We start from the raw sequence: 26,372 nt of genomic DNA, 5'->3' as shown, positions 1-26,372 counted from the left end.
GGCTGCCGTCCGGGCCGGATATGCCAGGGCGGCGGAAGCTCCCGGCCAAGCCTCGGACACACCTGGCTGTGCCACGTCCGACGTGCTGGTCGTGCCGTGACCGTCGGACGCGGACCCCGTGCCTCAGGGGCATGAGCACCGAGCCACCGGTGTCGTTCGCGTCACACAGTGCGCAGGCTCCCGGTTCGTTGCCGTCGATCAACGGCAGACGTCATCGGCGGGCCCCTCGCGCCTCCCGGGGGCTCATGCCGTAAACCGTCTTGAAGAGGCGGCTGAAGTGGGCCGGATCGGCGAAACCCCAGCGTCCGCCGATGGCACCGACAGGAAAGTGGTGCATGGCCGGATCGGCGAGGTCACGGCCCCGGACTGCCGCGCCGTGACCAGCGAGCGCTGCCAGGCTGGCGGCATGGATATCGGACGCCTGCCGGGCGGCTGGCTGCTCGAGCTCACTGGCGGCGGGCGGCCACTTGGCGCGTGACCTGGGGAGTCGCCGCAAACAGGTCGCCCACCACGCCGTAGTCGGCGAGGCCGAAGATGGGCGCCTCGGGGTCCTTGTTGACCGCGATGATCGTCTTGGAGGTCTGCACTCCCGCGAGGTGCTGAATGGCCCCGGAGATGCCCAGAGCTGTGTACAACTGTGGGGATACGGACTTGCCGGTCTGCCCGACCTGGTGCTGGTGCGGGTAGTAGCCGGCGTCGACGGCGGCGCGCGAGGCGCCGACAGCACCGCCCAGGGCGTCGGCCAGTTCCTCCACGATCTTGAAGCCGTCCGCTCCTCCGACACCGCGACCTCCGGCGACGACGACGGTCGCCTCGGTGAGTGCGGGACGGCCACCTGCGAGCGCGGCCCGCCGGGCGGTGATGCGGGCGGATGCCGCCGGATCGACCGACGGCAGTCGAATCTCTCGTTCCACCGCATCCACCGGATGTTCTTCCGGCTCGACAGCGCCCGCACGCATCGCGAGCACCGGCGTGCCGTGGCAGACCTAGGAGCGCACCGTGTACGACCCTCCGAAGACGATTTGGGTGGCTGCCCCGGACGTGTCCAGGTCGACCGCGTCGATCAGCAGCCCGGCGTCCGATCGTGCGGCAAGGCGCCCGGCCACCTCCTTGCCGTCTGTCGTTGCGGAGACCAGGACGGCGGCGGGAGAGACTTCCCGGACCGCGAGCTCCAGGGCCTCGACCGCAGGTGTGGCGAGGAACTCGCCTGCTTCGGTGGACTCGGCCGCGTAGACGCTGGTGACGCCGTGGCGCCCGAGGGACTCCTTGAGTTGGGCCGTTGTGCCGGGAGTTCCCACGACGACGGCAGCCGGGTCACCCAGCCTCCGTGCGGCGGCCAGGAGCTCGAGTGTGGACTTGTGGACACGTTCCCCGTCGTGATCAACGAGGACGACGACATCGGGCATAGGTGCCTGCTTCTTCATACGGGATGGGTCAGACGAGTTCCTGGGCGATCAGGTGTTCGGCGAGCTGCTGGCCGGCCAAGCCGTCGTCCGGGATACGGATTCCAGCGGCCCGTGCCGGCCGCGGCACTGCCTCCACCACCCGGGTGCGGGTCACGAGAAGCCCGGCGGCTGCCGCGTCGGGGAAGAGGTCGTCGAGATCTACCGTGTCCACCGGCTTCCTCTTGGCTGCCATGATCCCCTTGAACGAGGGGTAGCGCGGCTCGTTGATCTTCTCGGTGACGCTGACCAATGCGGGCAACGCGCCTCCAGGGTCGCCTCACCGCTCTCGGTCTCACGCTCGGCACGCGCCCTTCCCTCGACCACCAGCAGCTCCCGCGTGTGCGTCAGCTGCGGCAGGCCGAGAAGGTCCGCGACGATGGCGGGAACCGCACTCGACTGTCCGTCGGTGTCGCGTTGCCCGCCAGTACCAGGTCGACGTCCTCCACCGTCCGCACGGCAACTGCCAGCACCTTCGCGGTGGTCACCACGTCGGCGCCCCGGAGCCTGTCGTCGCAGATGTGGATTCCACGGTCGGCGCCCATGGCCAGGACCTTGCGGATGGCGTCGAGCGCGGTATCAGGTCCCATGGATACGACGGCGACCTCGGCGTTCGCCGACTCCTTCAGCGTCGGTGCCTCTTCCGCGGCACACTCGTTGATCTCGTCCAGCACAAGGTCGGCGTCCTCCCGGTCCAGGGTGTGGTCGGCCTGAGACAGGGTTCGTTCCGCCGGTGTCCGGGACCTGCTTGACGAGTACGACGGTGTTCACGGTCGTCTTCCTTCGGTCCGGGTGGTCAGCGGAATGCCGGGTATCCGGTGATCGCCTGACCGACGACCAGCGTGTGCATCTCGTTGGTGCCCTCGTAGGTCATGACGGACTCGAGGTTGTTGGCGTGGCGCAGCGGGGAGTACTCCAGGGAGATGCCGTTGGCGCCCAGGACGGTGCGGCACTCCCGGGCGATGGCGATCGCTTCCCGGACGTTGTTGAGCTTGCCGACGCTGATCTGTTCGGGCCTGATGCGGTGCTGGTCCTTGAGCCGGCCCAGGTGCACGGCGAGCAGTGCGGCGCTGCCCAGGGAGATACTCATGTCGGCGAGCTTCTTCTGGGTGAGCTGGAAGGCGCTGATCGGCTTGTCGAACTGGATGCGGGAGTCGGCGTACTCGATGGCCGTCTGGAGGGAGTCGCGGGCCGCGCCGAGCGTGCCGAAGAGTATGCCGAAGCGGGCTTCGTTCAGGCAGGAGAGCGGTCCACGCAGGCCCTCCGCGAGGGGCAGGCGCGCCGAGTCGGGCAGTCGTACGTTGTCGAAGTACAGCTCGGAGGTGATGGAGGCGCGCAGTGACATCTTCTGCTTGATGTCCTGGGTGGTGAAGCCAGGAGTCCCTCGCGGCACGAGGAAGCCGCAGATACCCTCCTCGGTCTGCGCCCAGACGGTGGCCACGTCGGCGATGCCGCCGTTGGTGATCCACATCTTGGAGCCGTTCAGGATCCAGTCTCCCCCGCTCTCGCGGACGGCCCTGGTGCGCATCCCGGAGGGGTTGCTGCCGAAGTCGGGCTCGGTCAGCCCGAAGCAGCCGATGGCCTCACCGGCGGCCAGACGGGGAAGCCACTCCTGCTTCTGCTCCTCCGAGCCCCACTTCCAGATGGAGAACATCGACAGCGAGCCCTGAACCGAGACGAAGCTGCGGAAACCGGAGTCCGCCGCCTCCAGCTCCAGGCAGGCCAGGCCGTAGCTGACGGAGTTGGTGCCGGCACAGCCGTACCCTTCGAGGTGCATGCCGAGCACCCCCAACTTTCCGAGTTCCGGGGCGAGTTCGCGGGCGAAGTGGGCGTTCTCGAACCAATCGGCGATGTGCGGGCGCACCCGGTCGGCGAGAAACCTGGCCACGGTGGTCTGGATCTCGCGTTCCTCGTCGGTCAGGGCGAAGGAGAGGTCGAGCAGTTCGAGCGGGTCCTTCATCGGCTTGCGGCTCATCGTGGGCTCCTGATGGTTGCGATGGTCGATTCGGTCGTGATGACGGCGCGGGTAGCGGTCGGGTGACAGCTCTCCCGGCGCTCAGGTGGGGTCGGAAAGGCGGTGGAGAGTCTCCGCGGTGTGCTGGCCCAGGCGGGGCGGCGGCAGGCGGTACCGCGTCGGCGTGCCGCTCAGTGCGATGGGGCTCGCGACCTGGCGGAAGGGCCTGTCGACTGTCCCGTCGGCCGGGATGTCGACGATGCCGGGGAGGCCGAGCTTGTGGGCGAAGGCGAATGCCTCGTCGAGGGTGTTGACCGGTCCGGCCGGCACTCCGGCGGCCAGCAGGACGGCCGACCAGTGGTCCGCACCGGCCGTGCTGAGCCGTGTGGTCAGGATGTCCCGCAGTAAGGCGCGGTGGGCGACGCGGTCGCTGTTGGTGCGGAAGCGGTCGTCGAGAGCGAGGCCGGGCTCCCCGACGATGTCGGCGAGCGCCGCGAACTGACGGTCGTTGCCGACCGCGAGCGCGATCGGACGATCGGCCGTGGGGAGGGTCTCGTACGGGGCGATGCTGGGGTGGGCGTTGCCCATGCGGCCCGGGACCACTTCGGCGACGGCGTACGCGGACGCCTGGTTGACCATGGCCGACAGCAGCGACCCGAGCAGGTTCACCTCCACCAGCTGGCCCTCTCCCGTGGAGTCCCGGTGGCGGAGCGCGGCAAGGATGCCGAGCGAGGCGTGCAGGCCGGTGATCACGTCGACCAGAGCCACGCCCGCCTTCACCGGCTCCCCGGCGGCGTCTCCGGTCACGCTCATCAGACCGCCGACGGCCTGTACGAGGAGGTCGTATCCGGGGATCGCCGCGCCCGCACCGCTGCCGAAGCCGCTGATCGAGCAGTAGATCAACTCCGGTTTTCGGGAGCGGAGTTCGCGATGGCCGAGGCCGAGCCGCTCCATCGTGCCGGGGCGGAAGTTCTCCACCAGCACATCGGACTCGGCGACCAGCGCGCGGGCCTGTTCGCGGCCGGCGCCGGTCGTGAGGTCCAGGACGACGGACCTCTTGTTCCGGTTGACGCTCAGGAAGTAGGTGGAGGTGCCCTCGTGATCCGCCGGAGGACACCACGCCCGGGTGTCGTCGCCGCTGCCCGGCCGCTCGATCTTCACCACCTCGGCGCCGAGGTCGGCAAGGAGCATGGTGGCGTAGGGGCCCGCGAGAACCCGGGAGAAGTCGGCGATGCGCAGGCCTTCCAGCGCGCCCCGTCCATCGCCGTCGTCGATGCCCGCCGGCTCGTCCGTGCAGTGCTGAGTGTTCACGCACTCTCCTCTCTGATCCTCCCGCGGGTGCGAGGCGGATGCGTCCTGACTGTTTCCGTCACCACCAGCGCTCCAGAGGCGGCGCCGGGTGGGTGAGTTCGACCAGGGGCAGGCCTTGCCCGTGGGGAGCGAAGGGCCGTACGACACTCACCCGTGCTCCTACCGAGACGGCGACCGGCGCCGACCCGGTGACCTGGCAGAGCAGGTGGAAGCCCTCGTCCATCGCGACGAACCACGTGTTGAGCGGGACGTGCCCGTTCCTGCGCATGACGATTCCGGAGCCCTCGCTGTGCTCTCTTGTGAAGGCAGTCGACCCGCAGGCACGGCAGAACGACCGGCGGTAGGCCGCGGTCCCGCACCACAGGCAGCGCTGGAAGAGGAGTTCTCGGCGGTCCACCGCTTCGTCCGGCTGGGCAGCCGCGTCCGTGGCCGCGGTAGCGGCCTCGTGGTCACCCGCGGGCTCGGTGTGTTCACGGGTATCCGTCTGGAGCATCACGGCCTCCTGCACGCAGTTCGGTGACCGGGGAAACAGCTGGTCGCAACCGATGTGGCTCCACAACCCTGGCCTCGTCGCGGATCTCCGGTCAACGACGTAGTGACGCATCTTTGTGCGCGAAAGACGCTCCGTTTGCCGAGGTCAGAGCCGGTTTGTCGGCGTTACTCTCCCCATGTCGCGCCGGCCACCGGCGGGTCCCGTCGGCGAGGGGCAGCCCGGGCCGCTCTCGCGACGAACGGAAGTGACTGACCGGCGCTCCCTTCCGGCGGGCGGGTTCAGGCGTCGACGACCGGGACGGAGGCGGACGTGACGTCGAGGAAAGGCGGGAGGGCACCGGCGGCGACGGCGAGCAGAGCGACGATGCCCATCTGGACGTACTCAACAGTTGCGAAGGCGTGCGGAACGCCATGCGGTGACAAAGCCAGGTAGAGGGTGCCGAGGGTGGCCACACCGAGGGCGAGTCCGCTCTGCTGGAGGGTGATCAGTACGCCGCTGCCGATGCCACCAAGGTGGGTGGGGACGTCGGCGAGAACGCTGCGGAACAGGCCCGCGAAGAGCATTGACTGGCCCGCGCCGACCAGGGCGAGCGGTATGCCCATCGCCCAGAGACCGACGTGCGGCCACTTCACCAGCAGGACCGTAACCAGCGAGGCCAGTCCCAGGAGTTGCACCACCGCGCCGCCCGCCAGCGCGGCCCGGCCGAACCGGGTGATCACGCGCGGCGCCACGAGGGATCCGACGAAGAACAGCAGGGCCATCGGCAGGATCGCCAGGCCGCCGTGCAAAGGGTCGGCATGCAGGCCGTTCTGGACGGTGAGGGCGAAGACGAACATGAACGCCCCGAAGCCGATGCTGAAGGCGAACACCATGACCAGGCCCCTGGACATTGAAGGCAGGCGCAGCAGGGACGGCGGCAGCAGCGGGGCCTCACCGCGCCGCTCGGCGCGCTTCTCCACGACGTAGGTGGCGACGCCCAGAACGACCGCGACGCCGATCAACAGCCAGGTCCACCACGGCCAGCCCAGCGAGGGCCCCTCGGTCAGCGGTACCAGCAGGGCGGTCAGAGTGGCGGCGAAGAGCACGGTGCCCGGCAGGTCGACGCCCACAGGGTGGGACGAGCGGGTGTCGGGCACGACACGAGCCGCAACGAGCAGCACCACCACGCCGATGGGCACGTTGACCAGGAAAATCGGCCGCCAGGAGGTCCCGGCGATGTCGGCGCTCACCAGCACTCCACCCACCAACTGCCCTACAACGGCGGCGATACCGGAGGTCGCGCCGTACAGGGCCACTGCCCGGGACTTCCGCTCTCCCTCGAGGACGTGATGGAAGGTGGCAAGCACCTGCGGGATGAGCAGGGCTGCGGTGGCGCCCTGGACGATGCGCGCCACGATCAGCGCGCCCGCGGTCGGGGCGATGCCGCAGGCCAGCGACGCCAGCACGAAGCCGACGAGTGCCCCGAGGAACATACGGCGGCGGCCATATCGGTCGCCCAGTCGGCCGCCGAGGACCAGCAGGGTCGCGTACGCGACGCCGTACCCGGCGATCACCAGCTCCAGGGAGGACGCCGAGGCATGCAGGGAGGCGTCGATGCTGGGCAGAGCCACGTTGATGATGAAGAAGTCCATGATCGGCAGGAAGGCGCCGGCCAGCAGGATCAGCACCCCTACCGGGTGCAGGCCGCCCGCACGGGCTGCGGCATACGGAGAGATCGCGGCCGCGCCGGCATGCCGGGAGGAGGTGGTTGTCGCCATGACAGCTCCCACAGGTTGTTGTTATGAGGTCATAACTATGACCCCAAAGGCAGTATGGGCCTATAACTACTTGCGGGCAACCCCGTACTCTGGGGCCGTGACGGAGGACCAGAAACACCAGACGGATCCGACGGGCCCGATGACATCGGACGACGCGCGGCGGTGGGCCGAGCTGGCCGACCTCATGCTGATCGTCGGTCGGGAGATCCAGTTCCGCGGCTACACCGACGAGCGGGCCATCCCCCTGTCGCCGTCGGAGGGCATGGTGATGCGCCATCTCCAGCACGACCATGCCGCCCCGCCCAGCCGCATCGCCGCCGCCACCGGCCTACAGCGCACCAACCTCTCCACCGTCCTGCGCGGCCTGGAGCAGAAGGGCCTCGTCGAGCGGCGCGCCGATCCGGGCGACGGCCGTGGGGTGACCGTCCACACCACCGAACTGGGGCGCACCAACTACGCCCTCGTCCGACGGGAATGGGCCGCGGCCGTCGCCACGGCCGTCGGCCACGACACCACCCACCTCGACGCGGCCCTCACCCTACTCACCGCCATGGAAAGCGGCCTGACCAAGTCACGACCCCAAAACCGTGCCAAGCGCCCGGCGACACAACACTGACGTCCAAGCACCGGTGACAAACGGCTCCCCTCGGCGACCACCTCCACACCTCGCACCATGTCGGCCCGCTTGCTTCACACGCCACGAAAGGCAAGAGGCGGCGCACCCACGGTCGCGGCACGGAGAGGCGCCGAGGACTAGTGCAGAAAGACGCTTTGCCCAGGTTTGGTAAATAACGTGGCCCGCAACCAAGTCCCCTCACCCACGAGGGACTGAGCCAGCTCGCGCCGTGGCGATCGGTCGCCTACTTGCGGGACCTGCTCATGCAGTGCGGCGTCCTGCCGCCGGCCGACCGGCACTTGCTGCCGTTCCAGCGATGGCTCGCCGAGAAACTGCCGACGGTCAGCACCCCCGAGCACCGCAAACTCCTGGAGCTCTTCGCCGCCCGGGCAGCGACCGAACACCAAGACCGCGACCAACCCCGATATCCGGTGGCACTTCCCCGGCCGCCGGGCCGGACAGCCCATGACCCCGGAAGCCATGGCACCTCGGCTCCGCCGACTGGGCTTTCCGACCCGGCCAGGACGCACAGCGGCGATCCGCCACCTCGTCCTCCAAGCCCCGGCCCCAGTGATCGCCCTGATGCTCGGCTACAACGACGACCACACCACCCGTCTCGCCGAAGAGGCCGGAACCTGGAAACGTTGTGCCCCGGGGATCACGCACGGTGACCCGCGCCCAGCGACGGCTGTTGCGGGAAGCCGGTCACGCACGACCTTCGTCGTCCCGCAGGTACGCTCCCGCATGCGCCGCAGCCGCGGCGGCCTCGGCGGCCTGGTCTGCGGCGGCTTCGTCGAGGCGGTCACTGCTGGTCAGCAGGCGGTAGTAGAGGGGGGCGGAGACAGCACGGATGACCTCGTGGACATCGGTGCCCTCGGGCACCTCGCCCCGGTCGATGGCCTGTTGGACGCAGGGTGCCCACTCCGTGACGCGGATGTCGTAGAAGCGGTGCAGGGCCTCGGCGGTCTTCGCCTCGCAGGTGGCGGCGGCGATCACTGCCTTGAACAGCGCTCCTTGCCGCGGGTCGGCCAAGGTGCGCTGCACGAGCCGGGCGTTGGCCGTGAGGTCACCGAGCAGCGAGCCGGTCTCGGTACGCGGCAGTGACTGCTCGGCCATGTCCAGCAGTAGATCGGCCACCAGGCCGGTCACCGTTCCCCAGCGGCGGTAGACGGTGGTCTTGCCCACCTCGGCACGGCGCGCGATATCGGCGAGGTCCAGGTGGGCAAAGCCATGCTCCGCCAAGGCGTCCCCAGCCGCCTGCAGCACCGACGCCCGCACCCGCGCCGTGCGCCCTCCAGGACGGACGGTCCCCGGATCCGCACCCTCAAACCCCATAACGGGACTCCAGTTTCGTTAATCACTCGCACCTGCTACGTTGGGACCCACGTTAACGGAACCACAGGACCATTAGCTAGGTCAGGCGACGAGAGAGGAACAGCCATGGAATACAGGCGGCTGGGCGCATCCGGCCTCAAGGTCCCCGCACTGAGCTTCGGCGCCGGCACCTTCGGCGGCCAAGGGCCGCTGTTCGGTGCCTGGGGCAACACCGATGCGCACGAAGCACGCCGTCTCGTGGACATCTGCCTCGACGCCGGGATCACGATGTTCGACACCGCCGACGTCTATTCCAGCGGGGCCTCCGAGGAGGTGCTGGGCGAAGCGATCAAAGGCCGCAGGGACCAGGTGATCGTGTCCACCAAGACCAGCCTGCCGATGGGCGACGGACCAGGCGATGCGGGCTCCTCTCGTTCGCGCCTGATCACCGCATGCGAGGACGCCCTGCGCCGGCTCGGCACCGACTACATCGACTTGTTCCAGCTGCACGCCTTTGACTCCGGCACGCCGATCGAGGAAGTCCTGTCCACACTCGACGATCTCGTACGAGCAGGGAAGGTCCGCTACCTCGGCATCTCCAACTTCTCCGGCTGGCAGGCGATGAAGTCCCTCGCGAGCGCGGAGAGGTACGGCCACCCGCGGTACGTCGCACATCAGGTCTACTACTCACTCATCGGCCGTGACTACGAATGGGAGTTGATGCCCCTCGGGCTCGATCAGGGCCTCGGAGCCCTCGTCTGGAGCCCCCTCGGCTGGGGACGGCTCACCGGCAAAGTCCGCCGCGGCCAGCTGCTACCGGCCAACAGTCGACTGCACCACACCGCGGACTACGGCCCGCCGGTGGAGGACGAACACCTCTACCGCGTGGTCGACGCCCTCGACGAGATCGCGCAGGAGACCGGCAAAAGCATTCCGCAGATTGCCATCAACTGGCTGCTGGAGCGACCGACCGTCTCCTCCGTCATCATCGGCGCCCGCGACGAGAACCAGCTTCGCCAGAACCTCGGTGCCGTCGGTTGGACGCTCACGCCCGACCAAATGGCGAAACTCGATGCGGCGAGCGGCAAGACAGCGCCCTACCCGTACTTCCCCTACCAGCGCCAGGAAGGCTTCGCCCGCCTCAACCCACCAGCTGTCGCGCCTCCGCCCGCTGCATGACATCCGCGTCAAGTAGCTGGAGCGTATAGCCGCGCGTCCCAGACTCGGACTGGGGGCTGCCTCGCTCAACGCCTGCCCGGGCCTGGACAACTGCGGTGACAGCCTCTCCGCCTCCAGGGAACCTCACGCAGAGAGGAATACGCGACAGCCGAATACGCGAGGTCGCCAGTGCGCTACCCCCCCCTTACGGCCGGGTGAGAATTTCGGCTCCGCTGTCGGTGATGGCGATGGTGTGCTCGCTGTGCGCGGTCCGGCAGCCTGTCGCGCTGCGCAGCGTCCAACCGTCGGCGTCGGTGACGAGTGTGGCAGTGTCGGCCATGACCCAGGGCTCCAGAGCGAGCAGCAGTCCGGGGCGCAGCTTGTATCCGCGGCCGGGCCGTCCGGTGTTCGCGACGTGTGGGTCCTGGTGCATGGTCGAGCCGATGCCGTGGCCTCCGAACTCGGTGTTGATCGGGTAGCCCGCCTTGCTGAGAACCGTGCCGATGGCGTGGGAGAGGTCGCCGATGCGCGCCCCAGGCTTGGCGGCGGCGATGCCGGCGGCGAGTGCACGTTCGGTCGTCTCGATCATCGCGACACTCTCCGCCGGCCTGGCCTTGCCCACCAGAAAGCTGATCGCGGCGTCCGCGGCCACCCCGCCCCTGGCTACGGCGAGGTCGAGAGTCAGTAGATCCCCGTCTGCCAGCGTGTAGTTGTGAGGCCGCCCATGGAGCACTCCGTCGTTGACGGCCGTGCAGATGTAGTGCCCGAACGGGCCGCGCCCGAAGGAAGGCGCGTAGTCGACATAGCAGGACTGCGCTCCCGCCTCGGTGATCATCTCCTTGGCCCACTGGTCGATGTCCAGCAGGTTCGTCCCGACCGTGCTGCGCTGCTTCAGCGTGTGCAGGATGTTTCCGACCAGGGCGCCGGTGTCCCTCGCCCGCTCGAGCCGCGCGGAGTTCAGGATCTCAATCATGGGGGACCTCTCGTGTACGTCCAATAACTATCCCGGTCTAACTGTACCGGTATTAGAATGGGGTCATGGTCAGGTTGCCGCTCACCCCCGCCGAGGTAGAACGCGGACAGCGCCTTGGCGCCCTGCTCCGCCGAGCCCGGGGCTGCCGCTCGATGCTGGACGTGGCGCTCGCTTCGCACATCTCGCCGGAAACTCTTCGGAAGATCGAATCCGGCCGTGTGGCCACCCCCGCCTTCCCGACCATCGCAGCGATCGCCGACACCCTCGGCCTGTCTCTCGACGCCGTCTGGGCCGAGATCAGCCAGGCGGAGCGAACCGCTGAGGATCAGTCGGTCCTGCCTGTTTCACGGCATCCATCGCTGGTTTCGTGACGCCGCACTCAGAGAGTCAGCGGTTCACTGACCGCGCTGTGCCGGTACGCCTGCGTGCACGCTGATCACCTCGTCGACCAGCCCGAGCACCGCCTAGCGGATCTCGGCGGCTACACCGACCTGGCCGCCTGTCGGCCCCGTCGCTTCCTGCCCGAAGGGCGCGAGCGCCCGCACCCTCGCGGTGTGCCCGCACACGGGGAAGGTGCGGGAGACCCGGTAGCCGACGCACTTGTGGCAGGCGGCGACAACGCCGTTCTTCCACTTCGGCATCGCGGTGCGGTCGGAGATCCGCTCCTCCCACTCGTGCGCGGCCGCACACCGCCACCACACCGCGACCTGCATCCTCGGCGTCAGTCCGGCGTTGCGCTCCTGAAGCCACATCGCGGCGACCTGCGAATACGTTCGACCAGGTATCGGCTTCGTCACCTACTCCCCCCTCGGCCGCGGGTTCATCACCGGCACCGCCAGGCCCGCCGACCAGTACGAAGCCACCGACATACGCAACGTCGACCCGCGCTGGCAGCCGGGCAACTTCGAGAAGAACGTCGAAGCCGTGGGGCTGCTCGCCGAGCTCGCGGCGACCAAGGGTGCCACCGTCTCCCAGCTAGCCCTGGCCTGGCTCCTGACCCGGGGCGAGCACATCGTGCCCATCCCCGGCAGCCGCAGCCCGAAGCGCATCGCGGAAAACGCCGGCGCCGCCGACCTCACCCTCACCGATGCCGACCTCAAGGCCATCGACGAGATCCTGCCTCAGGGCGGCTTCGGCGCCCGCTACACCGAGGGACACGTGACCACCTGGATCCGAGCTGCGTATCGCCGCCGCGCAAAAACCCGTCCTGCACGTCCTCCAATTGGTCGGCATCGACGCCGTCATCACCTGCTACCCCACCCTCGAGCAGGCCCTCGAACCCTGACCGCTCTACTGGGGCCTGCCCGGGGCACCGTCCTGACCCGAGCGGCGCTGCACGGCCTGGCCCAGTGCACGCTCCACTTGCTCCGGCAGTGACTGCTCCAGCGCCCAGTCGATCACCATCTCAGCGACCGTGTGCAGCTTGATGTTGGTGTGCTGGGAGACCTCACTCAGCACCTCGAACCCCGTGGCCGGCGGAGTCCGGTGGATCTCAATGTGGACGCCCAGGGCCTGGTCGACCGTCGCGTGGGAATCAACCGCGTGCCTCAGCTGCACGTTCTCCTGCTCCAGGCAGGCCACCGTGGCGTTGCGCGTGCCGTCGGGCAAGCGTCCAGCCGTTCTTGCGCTGCAACGGAGCGATCAGACCCCACATGTAGGCCAGCGCCGACTCCCGCAGCTCCGACCGGCTGAACCGGTGCACAATCCGCCGGTGCACCGCATCCAACTCACTCGCCCACACACGCACATCAGCAAGGTCCCCACCCATAACCACACCGACGACCGAGCTGGCCGGCAGTCACGGTAAAGCGTGTTGCAGAAGGCCGAGATTTTGCAGGTCAGAGCCCGTCCCTGGCTGTTCTGATCACGCGGTCAGAGCGAGGTTGTGCATGTGGGCGACAGCTTGGACGGCATGGTGGAGGCCGTCGCCGCGCGCCTGGCCGGAGCAGCCTGCGGCGCCGCCGTGACCGCGTCCGCGCCCGCGACGCTGGGAGGCTCGCCGGGAGCCGCGGTCGGCTGCTACGCCATCTCGTGGAGTGTGGGACAGATCGCCTCCAATACGGTCAGCGGAGGCTGGAACCCGATGTCCGGGGCCGACGCCAGACTCGGTCCGGCCCCGAACCTCTACCAAAGGAGTGCACATGCCGAACGTCGGATGGTCCGTGGAGCAGCGTGCGGCGGTGAAGCGGTGGATGCTGTTCACATCACTCTTCGCCGTGGCCGGAGTCATCCTGTCCGTGGCGTTGATCGCAGCGGGCAACTCAGGGGGCTGGGTGCTCCTGCTCCTCACCGTCTGCATCTACGGGGCCTGCTACCTCTACATCGGAAACATCAAGAAAAAGCAGCCTCGTTGAACCGCTCGAATACGGCAGGCTGATGGGCACCTGACACCCGGCACGACCGGCGGCGTTCCGACCCCTGATCGGGGGTCGGAACGCCGCGGCATGTACACCCTCCTGGCCCGGCCGTCTCATGGACCAGGCTCCTGGGGCCCGCGACCCCACCACCACAGCGCCGCCTGTCGCTGATCAGCCCCGGACGGGTCCGACACCAGGGCGTTCGGGATCGCGGTTCTGACCGATGGAGAGCCAGCGGGCTACTGAACTTGATCGGGTGATGTCGGGGCGTTCTCCTGACGCCTCTGCGGTGGTCAGGTAGCTGAGGAGCTCGTGAGATATGCGCAAGGCGGCGGCTTGACCGACGCCGGGAGAGCAGCGCGGGAGGGGGTTCGACTGCGGGCCGTGGACCGCTTTGAGCGCGGGGAGAAGAACCAGAAGGTCGCCGCCGTACTGCGGGTGAGTGAGCGGTCCGTGGAGCGGTGGCGCCGGTCCTGGCGCGAACGCGGCGCGGCCGGTGTCGCCGCCAAGGGATCACCCGGACGACCCCAGCTCGACGATGCGCAAGTGGCGAAGCTTGAAGGCGAGTTGGAGCGTGGACCGCTGGCACATGGCTGGGGCGGATCAGCGGTGGACACTGGCATTTGGTCGCTGGTCAACCGCGACCTCGGTAACCTCGCCGCGGCTGACCTCGCCCAGATCACCCGGGCTGTGAAGCGCAGGCTCAAGCAGATCCAGTACCGGCCCAATCTGGTCGACGGCTGTCTGGTCGGCACTGGCCTGATGATGGGTGGCTGACCGACATGCCCCCTCCTGTCCGTGAGGTGAGTGGGTATTCGATGGCAGACCGAGCCTGCCGGCTGCCAGGCTTTGACCATGAGTCTCCAGCCCAACGGCGCATCCGACCCTTCCTGGCTGGGCAAGCCGATTGACGCTCGCCCGCTGTTCGGGCCAGAGCTGGCGTCGCTCCTCGACCTGCTACGCGGTCTGCGGCGCAATGAGTGGAGCAGGGCTGCGGTCCCGGGCTGGACCGTGCACGATCTTGCCGCCCACATCCTCGGCGACTACCACGGCCGCCTCGGCTGGAGCGCAGAGAGCCACCGGCGCGCCATGGCCTTCGGGGAGACGCTGGAAGCGTTCATCCACCGGGTCAACCAGGAATGGATCGACCTCCACGCCGATCACAGCCCCGCCGAGATCATCGAGGCCCTGGAACTGGCCGGGACCCGGGTCGCCCGTCAATTCGAGGGTGACGACCTCGACGCAACGGGCCTGGGAGTGTCCTGGGCAGGGGTCGACCCGGCGCCCAAGTGGCTGGACGTCGCCCGGGAGTTCACCGAGTACTGGACCCACCGCCAGCAGATCCGCCACGCCACCGGCCGCGACACCGAAACGGAGCCCAACGCTCTGTCCACGGTCCTGGACACCTTCATGAGGGCCTTGCCCCACACTCTGCGTGACACGCCCGCACCCGCCGGGACACAACTCCAGGTGGTCATCGATGAGCCGGCCGTCGGCACCTGGACCGTGACCGCCACCGCGGACCGCTGGTCACTGGCCGAAGCACCCGGCGGCCGGCCCACCGCATCAGTGCGGCTGGACCCAGAGACCGCCTGGCGACTCTGCACCCGCGGCATTGATCCTGGCACTGCCCTCACCCGGGCCCGCATCAGCGGAGACCGCCAGATTTCCGAAGCCGCCTGCCAGATCGTGTCCATCGTCCACTGATGGACGCACGCTGCGCGTCGAGGCCCATCGCCCTGGTGTGACGGCAGCTCTCATAGACGGCAGACCGACATCACGCATTCAAGTTCAGTGTATTCCCCTGGTCTTCGGGAGCTTGCTCGTCTCGGCCCTGCCTGGATATTTCAGGCGCGCCGGAAGCGAGCGGGACAATTAGTACTCCAGCCGTAGATCTCTGGTGCGTCGTCCGACCGACCGCGCCTACGGGTGCGTGTCCGTGATCGCGATGACCTCGTCGAGGCGGTCCAGGGCAGCCTGCGAGTCGTCGATCTTGGCCTGCATGCGGTCCCGCTCGGCGCGCAGCATGGCTCGTTGCTCGGCGTCGGTGTGCCCGGAGTCCCAGCACGGAAGGAGTTCCGCGATCCTTCGGCTGGTCAGGCCAGCGGCGAACATCTGCTGGAAGAAACGGACCAGGGGGACGGCATCCTGCCGGTAGAGCCGCTGGCCGGATGGGCTGCGCTCCGCGATGAGCAGCCCCTGCTGCTCGTAGTAGCGCACGGCGCGTACCGAGACGCCGGCACCCCGCGCCACCTCGCCGATGCGGATCAGCCGCTCGGCCGCGGCCTCTGTGACGGTCATGGCGATTCCTCTCACCCCGGCCCTGAGACCAGCACTTGCCTCTGACGTTAACGTCAGGTTTTAGCGTACCGGGCATGGACATCAACAACTCAGTTGCCCTTGTCACCGGAGCCAACCGCGGCCTGGGCCGCGCCTTCGCCCAGCGCCTGCTCGAACGGGGCGCCCGCAAGGTCTACGCGACGGCTCGCCGGCCCGAGACCGTGGACCTGCCCGGGGTCGACGTGCTGCCCCTCGACATCGCCGATCCCGCATCCGTGAGGGCCGCAGCCGAGGCCGCCCCGGACGTCTCGCTGCTCATCAACAACGCGGGGATCCAGACGGGGACCGACCTGGTGAACGGTTCGCTGGACGCGGTACGGCACGAGCTGGAGACCAACCTGTTCGGCCACTTGGGAATGATCCGGGAGTTCGCGCCGGCGCTCGCCAGGAACGGCGGGGGCGCGATCGTCAACGTCCTCTCCGCCATGTCATGGTTCGGGGGCAAGGGCGCCAATGCCTACCACCTGGCCAAGGCCGCCGCCTGGGCCATGACCAACGGCGTCCGCCTGGAACTCGCCGAACAGGGCACGCTCGTGACAGCGGTGCACCTCGGCCTGGCCGACACCGACATGGCCGCGGGCTGGCCCGTGGCCAAGATCGCGCCGTCGGACCTGGCCGACGCGGCGCTCAGCGGTGTCGAGGCGGGCTCCGCCGAGGTCCTCGCCGACCAGTGGAGTCGGGACGTCAAGTCCCGGCTACCGCTGACGCCGGAAGAATTCAACGACGCGATGGACCGCGCCCTGGCGGCGCTAACGGCGGCATGAGGGGCCCCTCGGACCGCACTGACTTCGGTCGGTTGCTTCTGAGCTCAGTCAACTAATACTCCATCCGCAGTTGCCGATCTTCACGTTGTGGCCTCGCGTCGGCGATAGTGGCAGTCGAAGGCGCGGGCCTGGTGTCGACGACGCCATAGGGACCAGTGCAGGCGATGGTCGCGTTGGTCGTTCGGGGATGCGGCGGGCAGGGCGAATAGTCGCTGTATTTCGTTGCAGGTGAGGGCGATGAGTCCGGTGGGGGCGGGGTATTCGTAGTGCTCGCCGGCGCGGATGACGGCCAGGAAGGCGTGGGCGAGCATCGCGAGGGTCACCCAGCGCAGCCAGAGGGTGTGGCGGCGGACCTGGTGCTCATCCAGGCCGGCGAGGCCCTTGCCGGCCTGGAGGGTCTCCTCGATCTTCCAGCGGGTTCCGGCGACACGGACCACGGCGGGGCGCGCGTCACTGCGCACGCTGGCCGACAGAGGGGGGTGCGACAGGAGCTTGATTCTTCTCTTACCGTCCGTTGGGCAGAGCAATGTTTTCCTCGGCGGAGAAGGGCTGAAGACGAGTCCTTCTTCGAGGAACTGGTGCATGGTCGGGTGCTCCTGGTGGAGGGATGCGGGTCGGGGACGGTGGAGTGGGTCAGCGCAGGAAACGCTCGGACCGCACGAGGGCGGTGTGGGCGTCGCCGCCCTGGGCGAGCAGCTGCTTGACGGCGTCGGGGTCCTTCGCGACGCCCTGCTGGAAGGCGGTCAGGGTGGGCCACCACAGCTGGCGGGCGCCGATGAGGTCGGGGTTGGCGTCGCCGGCTTCGGAGGCGGCGGGGTTGCGGGCGTGGCGCAGGGCGCCGATGCGGCGGCCCAGTTCGGCGTCGTCCTCGCCGGCCCAGTCGGGGTTGCCGGGGCGGATGAACTGGAGCAGCTGGATGCTGGTGCCGTGGTCGAGGTCGTTCCAGAGGGTGTCGGCGTAGTCGGCGCCGTCCTGGGGCTTCGCGCGGCCGACGAGGACTTCCTCGGTGGTGTAGAGCCACAGAAGGCGGGACTGGTCGACGAAGTTCGGTTCGTCGGGCTGGACGTGTTCGACGTACTGGGGCTCGTTGCCGAACGCGAGGGCTTCTTGGATGTTGTCGAAGCCGGTGATGGCGATGCCCTCGTAGCTCGCCTGGTCCTGGCCGAGCAGGTCGGTGTGGATCTGGTGGCCCTGGACATAGCTGCGCATGTTGGCGATGCGGTTGCCCATGGTGCCGTGGGGGTGGCGCCAGTGGTCGTGGAACTCCTGGGAGGAGACGCCTTCGGCGCGGGCGATGAGGGCGAAGAAGCGGATCATGGGGGGTCTCCTGGTGTTTTCGTCCGGCCCGACTATGCGCGAATGCCGACAAATCGTTCCGTGAGGGATGTTCAAGGGCAGGCCTGAGGCGCGTGTGGGTAGGGGGTGCCGCTGCCACGGGGCCGTGCAAGTCAGTTGCGTTGTTGCCGTTCGGTGGCTGGGGCCTGCTGGTATGGCGTGGTCGCCGTGTCCGTGGGCGTGCCGGTCCAGCTGCCCAGCAGGCCCAGGGCTTCGGCGGACGGTGAGGCGGGTTCGGGGGTGTAGACGACGAGGGTCTGGTCGGGGTCGCCGGACACGTCGAGGACCTCGTAGTCGAGCGTGAGATCGCCGACCAGGGGGTGGTGGAAGCTTTTGGTGCCCATGCTGTGGCAGACGACGTCCGGGTTGCCCCACATGTGGCGGAACTGGGGGCTACGCAGCGACAGTTCGCCTATCAGCTCCGTCAACTGCGGATCGTCGGGGTTGCGTCCGGCGTACAGGTGCAGCTGGGCGATGCAGTCGCCGGCGGACCTCTCCCAGCCGACGAACAGCTCGGGGGCGTGCGCGTCGAGGAAGAGATCGAGAAGGCGGGCGGCACCGCCCTCGCGGTCGGCGCGGACATCACCGACCGCGGCCAGGCCGGCGCCGCCGTCCAGCAGACCGTCGACCGCTTCGGACGTCTCGATACCCTCGTCAACAACGCCGGCCTGATGCTCATCGGCCCCGTCGTCGGTGCCGACACCGACGAGTGGGACCGCATGATCAAGATCAACGTTCAGGGCCTGCTCCACACCACCCACGCAGCCCTGCCGCACCTCCTGGCCGCCGCAGAACAGGACCCGCGCCGCGTCGCCGACATCGTCAACATCAGCTCGGCTGCCGGCCGCCGCGCCGGTGACGGCTACGGCGTCTACAACCTGACCAAGTTCGGCGTCAAGGGCTTCACCGAGTCCCTGCGCCAGGAGATCACTCAGCGCCACGTCCGCGTCGGCGTGATCGAGCCCGGCGGGGTGAGCACCGAACTCGCCTCCCACAACAAGCCCGAAGTCCAGAACGAGCTGATCACCCCGTTCTTCGAGCAGACCGAGGCACTCGCCCCCGAGGACATCGCCGACGGCGTCGCCTACATGGTCACCCGCCCACGCCACGCCTCCGCCAACGAGCTGTGGATCATGCCCACCGAGCAGCTCTGACGTCGGAGGGCGGCCCCGACCCACGTGCGGCGCGGTGTCCGTTTCCGGGGCAACCCACTGTGGCGAGCCATGCCGACTGGCATGACGCTGCGGCCCAGCCGACCGGTCAAGACCGCGTGCAACGTTGCGGCCAGACGCGCAGGTCGGGCGGTCCAGGTCGGACCGGCGTCGTTCGCCCGCAGGTGTGTCAGCCGCGGCCTGCGATCTGGCTCAAACTGGGCATGCCGAGGTCGATCGGGTGGTTCGTTGTGGCCCTGTCGAGGCAGGCACGGTCTTCTACTCGGATCACGGGCGCCGAGAACTCCCTGACCTTGGAAGGGCACGTCATCCGCCTGCGGCGTCCTCGGTCTCCCAGCGCAACAGGTCGCCCGGCTGGCACTTGAGCACCTCGCAGAGCGCGGCGAGCGTCGCGAAGCGCACCGCCTTGGCCCGGCCGTTCTTGAGTACCGCCAGGTTGGCGGGAGTGATGCCTACGCGGTCCGCAAGCTCGCCAACGGACATCTTCCGCCTGGCCAGCATCACGTCGATGTCGACGGCGATCGGCATCAGATCACCTCGTCCAACTCGGCCTGCATCTGCGCCGCTTCGACGTCGCGCGCGACGGCCTGGGCGAGCAGCATCCGCAGCACGAGCACGATGAGCGCGACTCCCAGGATGGCCACGCCGACCCCGCCCATGATGACGGTGACCCCCGGGTCGTCCCGCTGGCCCGGCGCATTGACGGCAGTGACCGCGAACCACACGAGGGCAGCCCCCACGATCGCGCCGATCACGCCGTCCACGTACCGGAAGGCGGCGTGGGAGAACACGGTTCCGCGTCGAACCATGGTCACCAGCCGCCATACGCAGACCAGGGCGACCTGGGCCGACACCATGCCCAGGATCGTGATCACGCGCAGCGCGGTCAGCGGGAGCGACCCGTCCTCCGGGTCGTTCCCGCTGACCAATGTCCACACCATCAATGCCTGGACGCACACGGTGCCGGCGAGCACCACTACGAGCACGGCGCGCAGCGCACGTACTGTCAGCTTTCCCACGACCCATCCTTCCATCGAGTTGCGATGGAAATCTATCGAAATTCGATAGGCTAAACAAGGACTGGACGGAGAGTGGTGACAGGTTTACACGGTGGCGGGATGTCGCCGGTTCTCATGGCGTGGCGGTTGCCATGAACCGCCTTGATCTTGTCGAAGTCGGCCTGGCCTGAACGCAAATCGAATGCCACCCGATTGTGCCGAAGCCCTGGGTGTCAACCATCAAGATCAGGTGCCACCGGCCTCGACGAGTCGCGGCAGCGCCGGTGATCGACTCGAGGCCTTCGCCAACAAGGGTGAACATCTGCCAGCAGTCGCGAACGGTCACACTTGGCCCCCTTCGCGGGGCGGGTGGCGTCGAACCCGCGTGGAGCAAAGCGCACCGGGCGGGGGCGTACGCCTGGCGTTCACCACGGTCAAAGGCATCAGCGAAGCCGAGGTCGCCCGTCTGGTGGCCGGGCTGCCCTACACCGGCCTTCGGACCTGTGGCTGCGCGCCCTCCCGTCGCTGCCGCTCGCGCAGCGCCTGATCCGCATCGGCGCCCTCGAGGCCCTCTCCCCCGGCCTGACCCGGCGGGACCTGCTGCGGCAGGCCACCGAACTGCACCGGCAGTCCCGCAACCGCACCATCACCGACGGGCAACTGCCCCTCGGCGGCGAGCTGGTGACCGCCGAACCGAGCGGGCTGCCGGACATGACCAGCCGCGACGAACTCGGCGCCGAACTCGACACCCTCTCCATCGACGTGAGCCGGCGCCGGCCGCGTAGCCCGGTGTCCTCGCAGAGTACGAGCACGCACACGGTGGTATCAAACGTGACCGCCTTGGTGGACATAGGCCGCCCCGGCCCCTTTGAGCTGCTGGTCTTCGGGGACCATGAACGTTCGCGACTCGACCGCGCCGCTGCGGGCGGCAACTGTCTGCGCTCTCTTCGCTGGTGCCACGGCCTTCGCGCGGCCGTTCCCTCGCGCTGGCTCCCCGCGTCGGTCAAGAACCTTGCGAGCGCCGAATCAGGACGGGGTGTGTCGGGCTTGTGCCACGGCATCGGCGACGCTGCCGTGGAGCGGGTCGCCGTGACCGGGGAGCATCAGGCCCGCGTCCAACGAGGTCAACGCCTCCAGCGACGTTCGTGCCTGTGCCGTGTCGTGGGTGAATACCGGGCCGATGATCTGGGGCCCGGTGCCGGTGAGACCCACCAGGCCGTCGTGGGTGACCAGCGCGTCCCCGGTGAATACCGTGCCCTGTGCGGGCAGATGGAATGCCACGCTGCCGGGTGTGTGCCCGGGTACTGCCACCACGCGTGGCCGTCCGGGGACGTCCAGGGTCATGCCGTCCTCGAAGCCGCTGGCCGAGGTGACGGCCGGAGTGCGGAACGCTCCCGACCGGGCCAGCGGCTCCCTGTGCCCGGTCTGGAGGCGCTGACCGGCAGGGGCGTCTTCTACGACTCGGCCGGGCAGCGCCGATCCATGGACAAGCCGTCCTCTCCCGCCCCTGCGCGGGCGCCCCTACGGTCGAGGCTGCGGGCGCTCACCGGCCCGCCGTACCGAGGGAACAAGACCCCATGAAGATCACCGGCAACACGATCCTGATCACCGGCGGAACCTCGGGCATCGGCCTCGGTCTGGCCCTGCGCCTGCACGAGGCCGGCAACAAGGTGATCGTCGCCGGCCGGCGCAAGGAACTCCTCGACGAGATCACGGCCGAGCACCCCGGCATCGAGGCGCTCGTCCTCGACGTCGCGGACCCCGACTCGATCGCCCGGGCCCGCGAGACCGTGGCGGCGAGCCACCCCGAGCTGAACATCCTGGTCAACAACGCCGGCATCATGCTGCGGGAGAACCTCCTCGACCCGGCCGAACTCCCGGTCGCCGAGGATCACGTCACCGTCAACCTGCTCGGCACGATCCGGATGACGTACGCCTTCCTGCCACTTCTGGTGGGCAAGGACGACGCGGTCGTCATGAACGTCACCTCGGCGCTGGCGTTCGTCCCGTATCAGAGCACCCCGACCTACAGCGCGACCAAGGCCGCGCTGCACTCCTTCTCCGAGAGCCTGCGCATCCAGCTCGCCGGTGCTGACGCCGGCGTCCAGGTGATCGAGGTGGTCCCGCCGGGCGTGCGCACGACCCTGCTCGGCCAGCAGGACAGCGAACACTCCATGCCGTTGGACGACTTCCTCACCGAGACCCTCGACCTGCTGCGGGAGAAGCCCGACGCGAAGGAGATTGTCGTCGAGCGCGCCAGGTTCATCCGCGACGCGCAGGCCAACGGCTCCTACGACGACGTCCTCGCCATGATCAGCGGCAGCTGAGCGACCTGTTGTTTCCGACGGGAAACAACAGCACGCGAGCGCCGTCACACGACGAACTTCGTCGTATGGGCCAGGCCCGGGCGACGGGGCCCGGGGCCCGTCCAAAGCGTCAGGCGTCCTCGACGGAGCCCGTCGCCGCAGGCCGCCTTCCATGCCGACGGCCTGCGGCGTACCGCCGACAGCCGGCGAATTTCCCAGCGGGTCACGCAGGGGCAGGTGATCATCGGGTCGTCTCGCTGCGCGCGCCCTCGCGTCGGCTGTATGAGCGGCTTCGCGCGGGTGGGAGAGCACTGCTCAGCCATGGATCGGCAGTCTCTGGATAGCCGGGCGGGATGCGGCGAGGATGGACGGCATGGACAAGAAGGAACTGGCGGAATTCCTGCGCCACCGGCGTGAGATGTTGCGGCCCCGCGACGTCGGGCTGGTCGAGGGGGCGCGCAGGCGTACGCAGGGGCTGCGCCGCGAGGAGGTTGCGCAGCTCGCCGGCATGTCCACCGACTACTACGCCCGGCTGGAACAGCAGCGTGGTCCGCAGCCCTCAGTCCAGGTCACCGCGGCTCTCGCCCGGGCATTGCGGCTGACGCTGGACGAACGCGACCATCTCTTCGGTCTCATCGGCCACAATGCCCCAGCCCGCTTCCATCGCTCCGAGCATGTCAGCCCCACGCTGATGCGGGTCCTGGACCGCCTGGACGACTCCCCGGCCCTGGTAACGACCGACCTGGTCGACACCCTCGCGATGAACCCGCTGGCCATCGCGCTGCTCGGCGACCAGACCCGCCACACCGGTCTGGCCAGTAGCGGCTACTACCGCTGGTTCATGGACCCTGCCGAACGCCTGGTGTTTCCGGAGGAGACCCACGAACACCACGGCCGCGCCCAGGCGGCACGCCTGCGGGCCGCGCTGACAGCCGGCAGCGACACCCCCCGAGCTGCCCGGATCCTCGCCGAACTCCAGGAACACAGCCCCGAGTTCGTCCGCATGTGGGAACTTCAGGAGGTCGCCCGCTACGGCGACTGCAAGACCATCCTCCATCCCGAACTCGGTCGCATCGACGTCGACCCCCAGCTCCTGTACACCGAGAACCGCGCCCAGACCCTGGTGGTGCTGACCACTCGCCCCGGCACGGAGAGCCACAGCAAACTCGAACTGCTCTCCGTCATAGGCCACCAACAGCTCACCCCCTGACGTCCTGGACCGGGGACCGGGCCGGGCTCGGCGCTGGAGGGGCCGGACAAGGGCACTCTGAAATGGTGCAGCCCGCACGGCTTTTGCCCTGCGCTCTACGGCTAAATGTGTCGACCTCCTGCGAGGTCCGGGCTCCACGCTCGGGCCGCCCATTTGACCGGATGCTGCCTCCGTTTTACTCTCGACCAAGTACGGAGGCAGCATCCGTTTTGATGCGGCCGCAGGATCACAACAGGCAGGAGGGCGCATGAGCGCCGGCGAACAGCGAGGACGCAAGCCCCGCGCGGACGTCCAGCGCAACCGCGCTGCCCTCCTTGAGACCGCGCAGCGTCACTTCCTACAGCACGGGGTCGGCACCTCCCTCGAAGCGGTGGCCAAGGAGGCGGGCGTCGGACCCGCCACCCTGTACCGGCACTTCCCCACCCGGGAGGCACTGCTGGCGGCCGTGCTGCAGACCCGCTCCGAGGAACTCGTGGCCCGCCAGGCGGACATCGAGCAACTCGGCGACCCCGCCGAGGCGCTGGAGCAGTGGCTGCGGGCGATGGAGGAGTACTTCAGCGCCTTCAGCGGGCTGCCGGATCCGCTCATGGCCGCGGCCCGGGCGCAGGAGCCGGACAACCCGCTCACCATTCCCTGCGACATCCTCATCTCCGCCACCGATCAGTACGTGCGAGCCGCCCAGCTCGCGGGGCGCGTGCGCGCGTCGGTGCGGGGGCACGACCTGTTCCTCGCGGCCTGTTCCGTTGCCTGGATCAAGGGCACCGGTACGGAGGAGGAGTCGCTCGACCGGCTCCGCACGCTCATCGCGAGCGGCTACCGCCGGCAGGACACCCAGGCGTAAATCGCCAGGCACCCCGCTCCGCCCCCGCAACGCCAGGCGGCACCACCACCCATCCATCACATCGTGCTGCCCCCAGGGGCGACACAACCTCCTAAGGGACAAATCATGAAAATTACTGTCATAGGTGCTGGCGCCATCGGCGGGAACCTCGCTGCCAGGCTCAGCACGGCCGGTCACGACGTCCAGGTGGCCGACGCCCGCGGCCCCGAGGCCGTCCGGGCGGAGGTACTGGAGTCCGGGGCCCGCGCGGCGGACCTCTCCGACGCCGCCGTCCAGGGCCGGGACGTCATCGTCCTGTCGATCCCGTTCGGGGTGGCGGGCCAGCTGGCGGACCTGTTCGTGTCAGTGCCCGACGAGACGGTGGTCATCGACACCTCGAACTACTACCCCGGCATGCTCAGCGAGCCGATCGAGGCGGTGGACAACGGCCAGGTGGAGAGCGTGTACACCGCCGAGCTGCTCGGCCGCCCCGTGGTCAAGGCGTGGAACGCCGCCCTGGCCGAAACCCAGCGGACCAAGGGCGTCCCGGCCGGAACGCCCGGCCGCCTCGCCATCCCCGTCGCCGGCGACTCCGAGGAGGCGCGGAAGGTGGCCATGAGCCTGGTGGACGACACCGGCTTCGACCCCTACGACGCCGGCACGCTGGCCGACTCCTGGCGCCAGCAGCCGAACAGTCCCGCCTACTGCACCGAACTGACCCTCGACGAGTTGCCCGCGGCCCTGGCCGCGGCCGACCGCGTCAAGGACGCGGCCATCCGCGACAGCCTCCCGGAACGCTTCGCGGCCCTCCCGGCCAACCCCACCGTCGACGACGTCGTCGAGATGAACCGCGCCGCCCACCGCTGAGTCACCCGACGCGGCGCTCGTGCACGCAACGGCACGAGGGCGGCAGCGCCGGCACGCCACGAACGAAGACGAACACGAAGAGCGCACAGTCCCCCGCGCGGCAGACTGCAGCTTCGGCACGCCGCTGCCTGCGAGCATCCGCAAGCCCGCCGGCACCCGCAACGGCCTCCGCGCGGCGCTGCATGGCAGATGACTGCGCGCGCCACGGAGTGGAACCGCCTTGCCCGGCACCGCATCACCCTTCACCGACATCGCACGCTCCCGCCGATCCCCCCGGCAGTTCCTGCCCACCGCCCTGTCCCCTTCGGACATCCGCGGCGTGCTGGAAGACGCACGGACGGCCCCCTCGAACAGCAACACCCAGCCGTGGACGGTGCACGTCGTCTCGGGTGCGGCACGCGACGCCCTGACCAAAGAGCTGCTCCTGGCCGAGGAGGAGTGACGGACCTCCCCGGATTTCACCGATGGCTACGGCGAGGAGGGCATCTCCGTCGAGCGGTCGCAGGCCCTGGGCGCGAGTGTGTATCAGGCCCGGGGCATCGAGCGCTCGGACCGGTACGGCAGGAGGGCGGCGGTCCGCGAGAACCTGGAGTTCTACGGCGCTCCCCCTGCCGCCTTCCTGTTCATGCCGGCCCTCGGCGACGGGGTACGGACGGCGCGGCGCTCCGGACCACTGGCGCGGATGTGCTCTCCGATCTTCGCGATACCGAGCTCCTCGTCAAGCTCGTGCGCGGCAACGATTGGTAAGGCTGCTGACGAGCCGGGTTATCTCTGGTGCTGGCTGATCATTGATCAGCCGATGCCTGAGGTCACTCACTTATTTCGCCAACCGGAAGTGCACGATGGCGATGGTGTCGGTCGGCTCGATCTGGGGGTAGTGAAACCGCAGTCTGTCGTGAAGCTCGGCGAGATCACGGAAACCGTCCGCTCGAGCGTCCGACTCGCTCAACTGAGCAATCGTCTTAGCAGTGACCTGCGTGACGACACCCGGCAGTGCCACCTCGTCGTCCAACTCGAACACCAGGCTCACCGGGCCCATCTCCACCGGGTCACGGAAACGTACCGTGGTCGTCTTCTGTTCGGCGCGTACTGCATCGAGATAGTCAGGATGGAAGTACAGGGTCTGATTCGCCGTTGAGTGCTGCCATGAAGTGCTGTCGTCCATTCGGCGCACCCTAACGGAAC

31 protein-coding genes and 5 pseudogenes are annotated in these 26,372 nt (G+C 68.7%); 15 read left to right on the top strand and 21 right to left on the bottom strand.

What is annotated here, in order from left to right; genetic code table 11:
- Positions 1-211: 211 nt before the first annotated feature.
- The 8 genes and pseudogenes from G9272_RS46540 to G9272_RS43555 form a co-directional block, all read right to left on the bottom strand.
- Positions 212-496 carry an AraC family transcriptional regulator gene (locus G9272_RS46540; protein ID WP_437184354.1) on the bottom strand — a complete coding sequence of 95 codons (285 nt, stop codon included), beginning with the start codon at positions 494-496 and terminating at the stop codon, positions 212-214.
- A pseudogene (locus tag G9272_RS43580) lies at positions 447-1,406 on the bottom strand (electron transfer flavoprotein subunit alpha/FixB family protein). The gene G9272_RS46540 and the pseudogene G9272_RS43580 overlap by 50 nt, the downstream one beginning before the upstream one ends.
- 28 nt (positions 1,407-1,434) lie before the next feature.
- Positions 1,435-1,704 (bottom strand): electron transfer flavoprotein subunit beta/FixA family protein, encoded by a 270-nt coding sequence (locus tag G9272_RS45780; RefSeq protein WP_253268133.1) that lies wholly within the window; start codon positions 1,702-1,704, stop codon positions 1,435-1,437.
- 85 nt (positions 1,705-1,789) lie between these two features.
- Entirely contained in the window at positions 1,790-2,116 is a 327-nt protein-coding gene (locus tag G9272_RS45775) for an electron transfer flavoprotein subunit beta/FixA family protein (RefSeq protein ID WP_253268132.1), read from the bottom strand.
- A gap of 122 nt (positions 2,117-2,238) precedes the next feature.
- Positions 2,239-3,417 (bottom strand): acyl-CoA dehydrogenase family protein, encoded by a 1,179-nt coding sequence (locus G9272_RS43570; protein WP_171401690.1) that lies wholly within the window; start codon positions 3,415-3,417, stop codon positions 2,239-2,241.
- An 81-nt stretch (positions 3,418-3,498) separates the two neighbouring features.
- Complete coding sequence (locus tag G9272_RS43565; RefSeq protein ID WP_253268131.1) at positions 3,499-4,707, bottom strand: CaiB/BaiF CoA transferase family protein; 1,209 nt, start codon at positions 4,705-4,707, stop codon at positions 3,499-3,501.
- A gap of 58 nt (positions 4,708-4,765) precedes the next feature.
- Complete coding sequence (locus G9272_RS43560; protein WP_171401689.1) at positions 4,766-5,200, bottom strand: Zn-ribbon domain-containing OB-fold protein; 435 nt, start codon at positions 5,198-5,200, stop codon at positions 4,766-4,768.
- A 278-nt stretch (positions 5,201-5,478) separates the two neighbouring features.
- A complete protein-coding gene (locus G9272_RS43555) occupies positions 5,479-6,957 on the bottom strand; it encodes an MFS transporter (protein WP_171401688.1) in 1,479 nt (492 codons plus the stop codon).
- Between the two features lie 97 nt (positions 6,958-7,054).
- Here G9272_RS43555 and G9272_RS43550 point away from each other — a divergent pair, with 97 nt between their 5' ends.
- Positions 7,055-7,573 (top strand): MarR family winged helix-turn-helix transcriptional regulator, encoded by a 519-nt coding sequence (locus tag G9272_RS43550; protein ID WP_253268130.1) that lies wholly within the window; start codon positions 7,055-7,057, stop codon positions 7,571-7,573.
- A 705-nt stretch (positions 7,574-8,278) separates the two neighbouring features.
- On the opposite strand, the gene G9272_RS43545 is transcribed toward G9272_RS43550, so the two are convergent.
- Positions 8,279-8,908, bottom strand: a complete 630-nt coding sequence (locus G9272_RS43545) for a TetR/AcrR family transcriptional regulator (RefSeq protein ID WP_171401687.1) — start codon at positions 8,906-8,908, stop codon at positions 8,279-8,281.
- A gap of 105 nt (positions 8,909-9,013) precedes the next feature.
- On the opposite strand from G9272_RS43545, the gene G9272_RS43540 reads away from it, so the two are divergent.
- Positions 9,014-10,066 (top strand): aldo/keto reductase, encoded by a 1,053-nt coding sequence (locus G9272_RS43540; protein WP_171401686.1) that lies wholly within the window; start codon positions 9,014-9,016, stop codon positions 10,064-10,066.
- A gap of 184 nt (positions 10,067-10,250) precedes the next feature.
- Here the strand turns inward: G9272_RS43540 and map are convergent, their stop codons facing one another.
- Entirely contained in the window at positions 10,251-11,018 is a 768-nt protein-coding gene (map, locus tag G9272_RS43535; protein WP_171401685.1) for a type I methionyl aminopeptidase, read from the bottom strand.
- 65 nt (positions 11,019-11,083) lie between these two features.
- Between map and G9272_RS43530 the strand changes: the two genes are divergently transcribed.
- Entirely contained in the window at positions 11,084-11,389 is a 306-nt protein-coding gene (locus G9272_RS43530) for a helix-turn-helix domain-containing protein (protein ID WP_171401684.1), read from the top strand.
- A gap of 93 nt (positions 11,390-11,482) precedes the next feature.
- On the opposite strand, the gene G9272_RS43525 is transcribed toward G9272_RS43530, so the two are convergent.
- The gene (locus G9272_RS43525; RefSeq protein ID WP_171401683.1) at positions 11,483-11,815 is read right to left on the bottom strand and encodes a zinc-ribbon domain-containing protein; all 333 of its coding nucleotides are present in this window, start codon (positions 11,813-11,815) and stop codon (positions 11,483-11,485) included.
- Between G9272_RS43525 and G9272_RS46535 the strand changes: the two genes are divergently transcribed.
- Positions 11,769-12,395, top strand: a complete 627-nt coding sequence (locus tag G9272_RS46535; protein WP_437184391.1) for an aldo/keto reductase — start codon at positions 11,769-11,771, stop codon at positions 12,393-12,395. The genes G9272_RS43525 and G9272_RS46535 overlap by 47 nt on opposite strands.
- Here G9272_RS46535 and G9272_RS43515 read toward each other — a convergent pair.
- Both G9272_RS43515 and G9272_RS43510 read right to left on the bottom strand, forming a co-directional pair.
- The gene (locus tag G9272_RS43515) at positions 12,309-12,626 is read right to left on the bottom strand and encodes an ANTAR domain-containing protein (RefSeq protein WP_171401682.1); all 318 of its coding nucleotides are present in this window, start codon (positions 12,624-12,626) and stop codon (positions 12,309-12,311) included. The two genes, G9272_RS46535 and G9272_RS43515, sit on opposite strands and share 87 nt — an antisense overlap.
- A pseudogene (locus G9272_RS43510) lies at positions 12,622-12,786 on the bottom strand (IS701 family transposase); the annotation flags it as partial. The gene G9272_RS43515 and the pseudogene G9272_RS43510, both read right to left, overlap by 5 nt.
- Positions 12,787-13,159: 373 nt before the next feature.
- On the opposite strand from G9272_RS43510, the gene G9272_RS43505 reads away from it, so the two are divergent.
- The 3 genes and pseudogenes from G9272_RS43505 (at position 13,160) to G9272_RS43495 (ending at position 15,082) form a co-directional block, all read left to right on the top strand.
- On the top strand, positions 13,160-13,372 hold the full coding sequence (locus G9272_RS43505; RefSeq protein ID WP_171401681.1) for a hypothetical protein: 213 nt from the start codon (positions 13,160-13,162) through the stop codon (positions 13,370-13,372).
- Positions 13,373-13,687: 315 nt separating this feature from the next.
- Positions 13,688-13,997, top strand: a pseudogene (locus G9272_RS46530) (helix-turn-helix domain-containing protein); the annotation flags it as partial.
- Between the two features lie 233 nt (positions 13,998-14,230).
- The gene (locus tag G9272_RS43495; RefSeq protein WP_171401680.1) at positions 14,231-15,082 is read left to right on the top strand and encodes a maleylpyruvate isomerase family mycothiol-dependent enzyme; all 852 of its coding nucleotides are present in this window, start codon (positions 14,231-14,233) and stop codon (positions 15,080-15,082) included.
- 216 nt (positions 15,083-15,298) lie between these two features.
- Here the strand turns inward: G9272_RS43495 and G9272_RS43490 are convergent, their stop codons facing one another.
- A complete protein-coding gene (locus tag G9272_RS43490; protein ID WP_171401679.1) occupies positions 15,299-15,676 on the bottom strand; it encodes a MerR family DNA-binding transcriptional regulator in 378 nt (125 codons plus the stop codon).
- A 74-nt stretch (positions 15,677-15,750) separates the two neighbouring features.
- Between G9272_RS43490 and G9272_RS43485 the strand changes: the two genes are divergently transcribed.
- Positions 15,751-16,479 carry an SDR family oxidoreductase gene (locus tag G9272_RS43485; RefSeq protein ID WP_171401678.1) on the top strand — a complete coding sequence of 243 codons (729 nt, stop codon included), beginning with the start codon at positions 15,751-15,753 and terminating at the stop codon, positions 16,477-16,479.
- 80 nt (positions 16,480-16,559) lie between these two features.
- Here the strand turns inward: G9272_RS43485 and G9272_RS43480 are convergent.
- The 3 genes and pseudogenes from G9272_RS43480 to G9272_RS43470 all read right to left on the bottom strand — a co-directional run.
- Positions 16,560-16,916: pseudogene (locus G9272_RS43480) on the bottom strand (IS701 family transposase); the annotation flags it as partial.
- A 196-nt stretch (positions 16,917-17,112) separates the two neighbouring features.
- The gene (locus G9272_RS43475) at positions 17,113-17,796 is read right to left on the bottom strand and encodes an EthD domain-containing protein (protein ID WP_171401677.1); all 684 of its coding nucleotides are present in this window, start codon (positions 17,794-17,796) and stop codon (positions 17,113-17,115) included.
- A gap of 131 nt (positions 17,797-17,927) precedes the next feature.
- Positions 17,928-18,413, bottom strand: coding sequence for an MmyB family transcriptional regulator (locus G9272_RS43470; protein WP_253268290.1), 486 nt, complete (start codon positions 18,411-18,413; stop codon positions 17,928-17,930).
- On the opposite strand from G9272_RS43470, the gene G9272_RS43465 reads away from it, so the two are divergent.
- Positions 18,336-18,968, top strand: a complete 633-nt coding sequence (locus G9272_RS43465) for an SDR family NAD(P)-dependent oxidoreductase (protein WP_253268128.1) — start codon at positions 18,336-18,338, stop codon at positions 18,966-18,968. The genes G9272_RS43470 and G9272_RS43465 overlap by 78 nt on opposite strands.
- Positions 18,969-19,292: 324 nt before the next feature.
- On the opposite strand, the gene G9272_RS43460 is transcribed toward G9272_RS43465, so the two are convergent.
- Both G9272_RS43460 and G9272_RS43455 read right to left on the bottom strand, forming a co-directional pair.
- On the bottom strand, positions 19,293-19,514 hold the full coding sequence (locus G9272_RS43460) for a helix-turn-helix domain-containing protein (protein WP_171401676.1): 222 nt from the start codon (positions 19,512-19,514) through the stop codon (positions 19,293-19,295).
- On the bottom strand, positions 19,514-20,005 hold the full coding sequence (locus G9272_RS43455) for a DUF2975 domain-containing protein (RefSeq protein WP_171401675.1): 492 nt from the start codon (positions 20,003-20,005) through the stop codon (positions 19,514-19,516). Before G9272_RS43455 ends, G9272_RS43460 begins: the two co-directional genes overlap by 1 nt.
- Before the next feature lie 364 nt (positions 20,006-20,369).
- On the opposite strand from G9272_RS43455, the pseudogene G9272_RS45760 reads away from it, so the two are divergent.
- A pseudogene (locus G9272_RS45760) lies at positions 20,370-20,755 on the top strand (DNA polymerase III subunit alpha); the annotation flags it as partial.
- 255 nt (positions 20,756-21,010) lie between these two features.
- Here the strand turns inward: G9272_RS45760 and G9272_RS43450 are convergent.
- Entirely contained in the window at positions 21,011-21,328 is a 318-nt protein-coding gene (locus tag G9272_RS43450; RefSeq protein WP_171401674.1) for an MBL fold metallo-hydrolase, read from the bottom strand.
- A 233-nt stretch (positions 21,329-21,561) separates the two neighbouring features.
- Between G9272_RS43450 and G9272_RS43445 the strand changes: the two genes are divergently transcribed.
- From G9272_RS43445 to G9272_RS45755, 5 genes are all read left to right on the top strand, one after another.
- Positions 21,562-22,311, top strand: a complete 750-nt coding sequence (locus G9272_RS43445; RefSeq protein WP_171401673.1) for an SDR family oxidoreductase — start codon at positions 21,562-21,564, stop codon at positions 22,309-22,311.
- A 352-nt stretch (positions 22,312-22,663) separates the two neighbouring features.
- Positions 22,664-23,500: a helix-turn-helix transcriptional regulator gene (locus tag G9272_RS43440; RefSeq protein ID WP_171401672.1), complete on the top strand. Its 837-nt coding sequence runs from the start codon at positions 22,664-22,666 to the stop codon at positions 23,498-23,500.
- Between the two features lie 247 nt (positions 23,501-23,747).
- Positions 23,748-24,341 carry a TetR/AcrR family transcriptional regulator gene (locus tag G9272_RS43435; protein ID WP_171401671.1) on the top strand — a complete coding sequence of 198 codons (594 nt, stop codon included), beginning with the start codon at positions 23,748-23,750 and terminating at the stop codon, positions 24,339-24,341.
- Between the two features lie 105 nt (positions 24,342-24,446).
- Entirely contained in the window at positions 24,447-25,187 is a 741-nt protein-coding gene (locus G9272_RS43430; protein ID WP_171401670.1) for an NADPH-dependent F420 reductase, read from the top strand.
- A 220-nt stretch (positions 25,188-25,407) separates the two neighbouring features.
- A complete protein-coding gene (locus G9272_RS45755; protein ID WP_253268127.1) occupies positions 25,408-25,629 on the top strand; it encodes a nitroreductase family protein in 222 nt (73 codons plus the stop codon).
- Between the two features lie 375 nt (positions 25,630-26,004).
- Here the strand turns inward: G9272_RS45755 and G9272_RS43420 are convergent, their stop codons facing one another.
- A complete protein-coding gene (locus G9272_RS43420; RefSeq protein WP_171402428.1) occupies positions 26,005-26,352 on the bottom strand; it encodes an ASCH domain-containing protein in 348 nt (115 codons plus the stop codon).
- Between the last annotated feature and the right edge of the window lie 20 nt (positions 26,353-26,372).

Origin of the sequence: Streptomyces asoensis (genome assembly GCF_013085465.1) — a bacterium.
GTDB lineage: Bacteria > Actinomycetota > Actinomycetes > Streptomycetales > Streptomycetaceae > Streptomyces > Streptomyces cacaoi_A.
Note: the sequence above shows the minus strand (reverse complement) of the source record. Positions and strands in the feature narration are given on the sequence as shown.

Excerpts from the sequence above, each read along its gene's own strand:
- G9272_RS43530 (WP_171401684.1), top strand. The coding sequence starts at position 11,084 with ATGGTCAGGTTGCCGCTCACCCCCGCCGAGGTAGAACGCGGACAGCGC.
- map (WP_171401685.1), bottom strand. The coding sequence starts at position 11,018 with ATGATTGAGATCCTGAACTCCGCGCGGCTCGAGCGGGCGAGGGACACC.
- G9272_RS43560 (WP_171401689.1), bottom strand. The coding sequence starts at position 5,200 with ATGCTCCAGACGGATACCCGTGAACACACCGAGCCCGCGGGTGACCAC.
- G9272_RS43490 (WP_171401679.1), bottom strand. The coding sequence starts at position 15,676 with ATGACCGTCACAGAGGCCGCGGCCGAGCGGCTGATCCGCATCGGCGAG.
- G9272_RS43435 (WP_171401671.1), top strand. The coding sequence starts at position 23,748 with ATGAGCGCCGGCGAACAGCGAGGACGCAAGCCCCGCGCGGACGTCCAG.
- G9272_RS43495 (WP_171401680.1), top strand. The coding sequence starts at position 14,231 with ATGAGTCTCCAGCCCAACGGCGCATCCGACCCTTCCTGGCTGGGCAAG.
- G9272_RS43440 (WP_171401672.1), top strand. The coding sequence starts at position 22,664 with ATGGACAAGAAGGAACTGGCGGAATTCCTGCGCCACCGGCGTGAGATG.
- G9272_RS43460 (WP_171401676.1), bottom strand. The coding sequence starts at position 19,514 with ATGCCGATCGCCGTCGACATCGACGTGATGCTGGCCAGGCGGAAGATG.
- G9272_RS43505 (WP_171401681.1), top strand. The coding sequence starts at position 13,160 with ATGCCGAACGTCGGATGGTCCGTGGAGCAGCGTGCGGCGGTGAAGCGG.
- G9272_RS43445 (WP_171401673.1), top strand. The coding sequence starts at position 21,562 with ATGAAGATCACCGGCAACACGATCCTGATCACCGGCGGAACCTCGGGC.
- G9272_RS43420 (WP_171402428.1), bottom strand. The coding sequence starts at position 26,352 with ATGGACGACAGCACTTCATGGCAGCACTCAACGGCGAATCAGACCCTG.
- G9272_RS43540 (WP_171401686.1), top strand. The coding sequence starts at position 9,014 with ATGGAATACAGGCGGCTGGGCGCATCCGGCCTCAAGGTCCCCGCACTG.
- G9272_RS43450 (WP_171401674.1), bottom strand. The coding sequence starts at position 21,328 with ATGACCCTGGACGTCCCCGGACGGCCACGCGTGGTGGCAGTACCCGGG.
- G9272_RS43475 (WP_171401677.1), bottom strand. The coding sequence starts at position 17,796 with ATGATCCGCTTCTTCGCCCTCATCGCCCGCGCCGAAGGCGTCTCCTCC.
- G9272_RS43545 (WP_171401687.1), bottom strand. The coding sequence starts at position 8,908 with ATGGGGTTTGAGGGTGCGGATCCGGGGACCGTCCGTCCTGGAGGGCGC.
- G9272_RS43485 (WP_171401678.1), top strand. The coding sequence starts at position 15,751 with ATGGACATCAACAACTCAGTTGCCCTTGTCACCGGAGCCAACCGCGGC.
- G9272_RS43555 (WP_171401688.1), bottom strand. The coding sequence starts at position 6,957 with ATGGCGACAACCACCTCCTCCCGGCATGCCGGCGCGGCCGCGATCTCT.
- G9272_RS43430 (WP_171401670.1), top strand. The coding sequence starts at position 24,447 with ATGAAAATTACTGTCATAGGTGCTGGCGCCATCGGCGGGAACCTCGCT.
- G9272_RS43570 (WP_171401690.1), bottom strand. The coding sequence starts at position 3,417 with ATGAGCCGCAAGCCGATGAAGGACCCGCTCGAACTGCTCGACCTCTCC.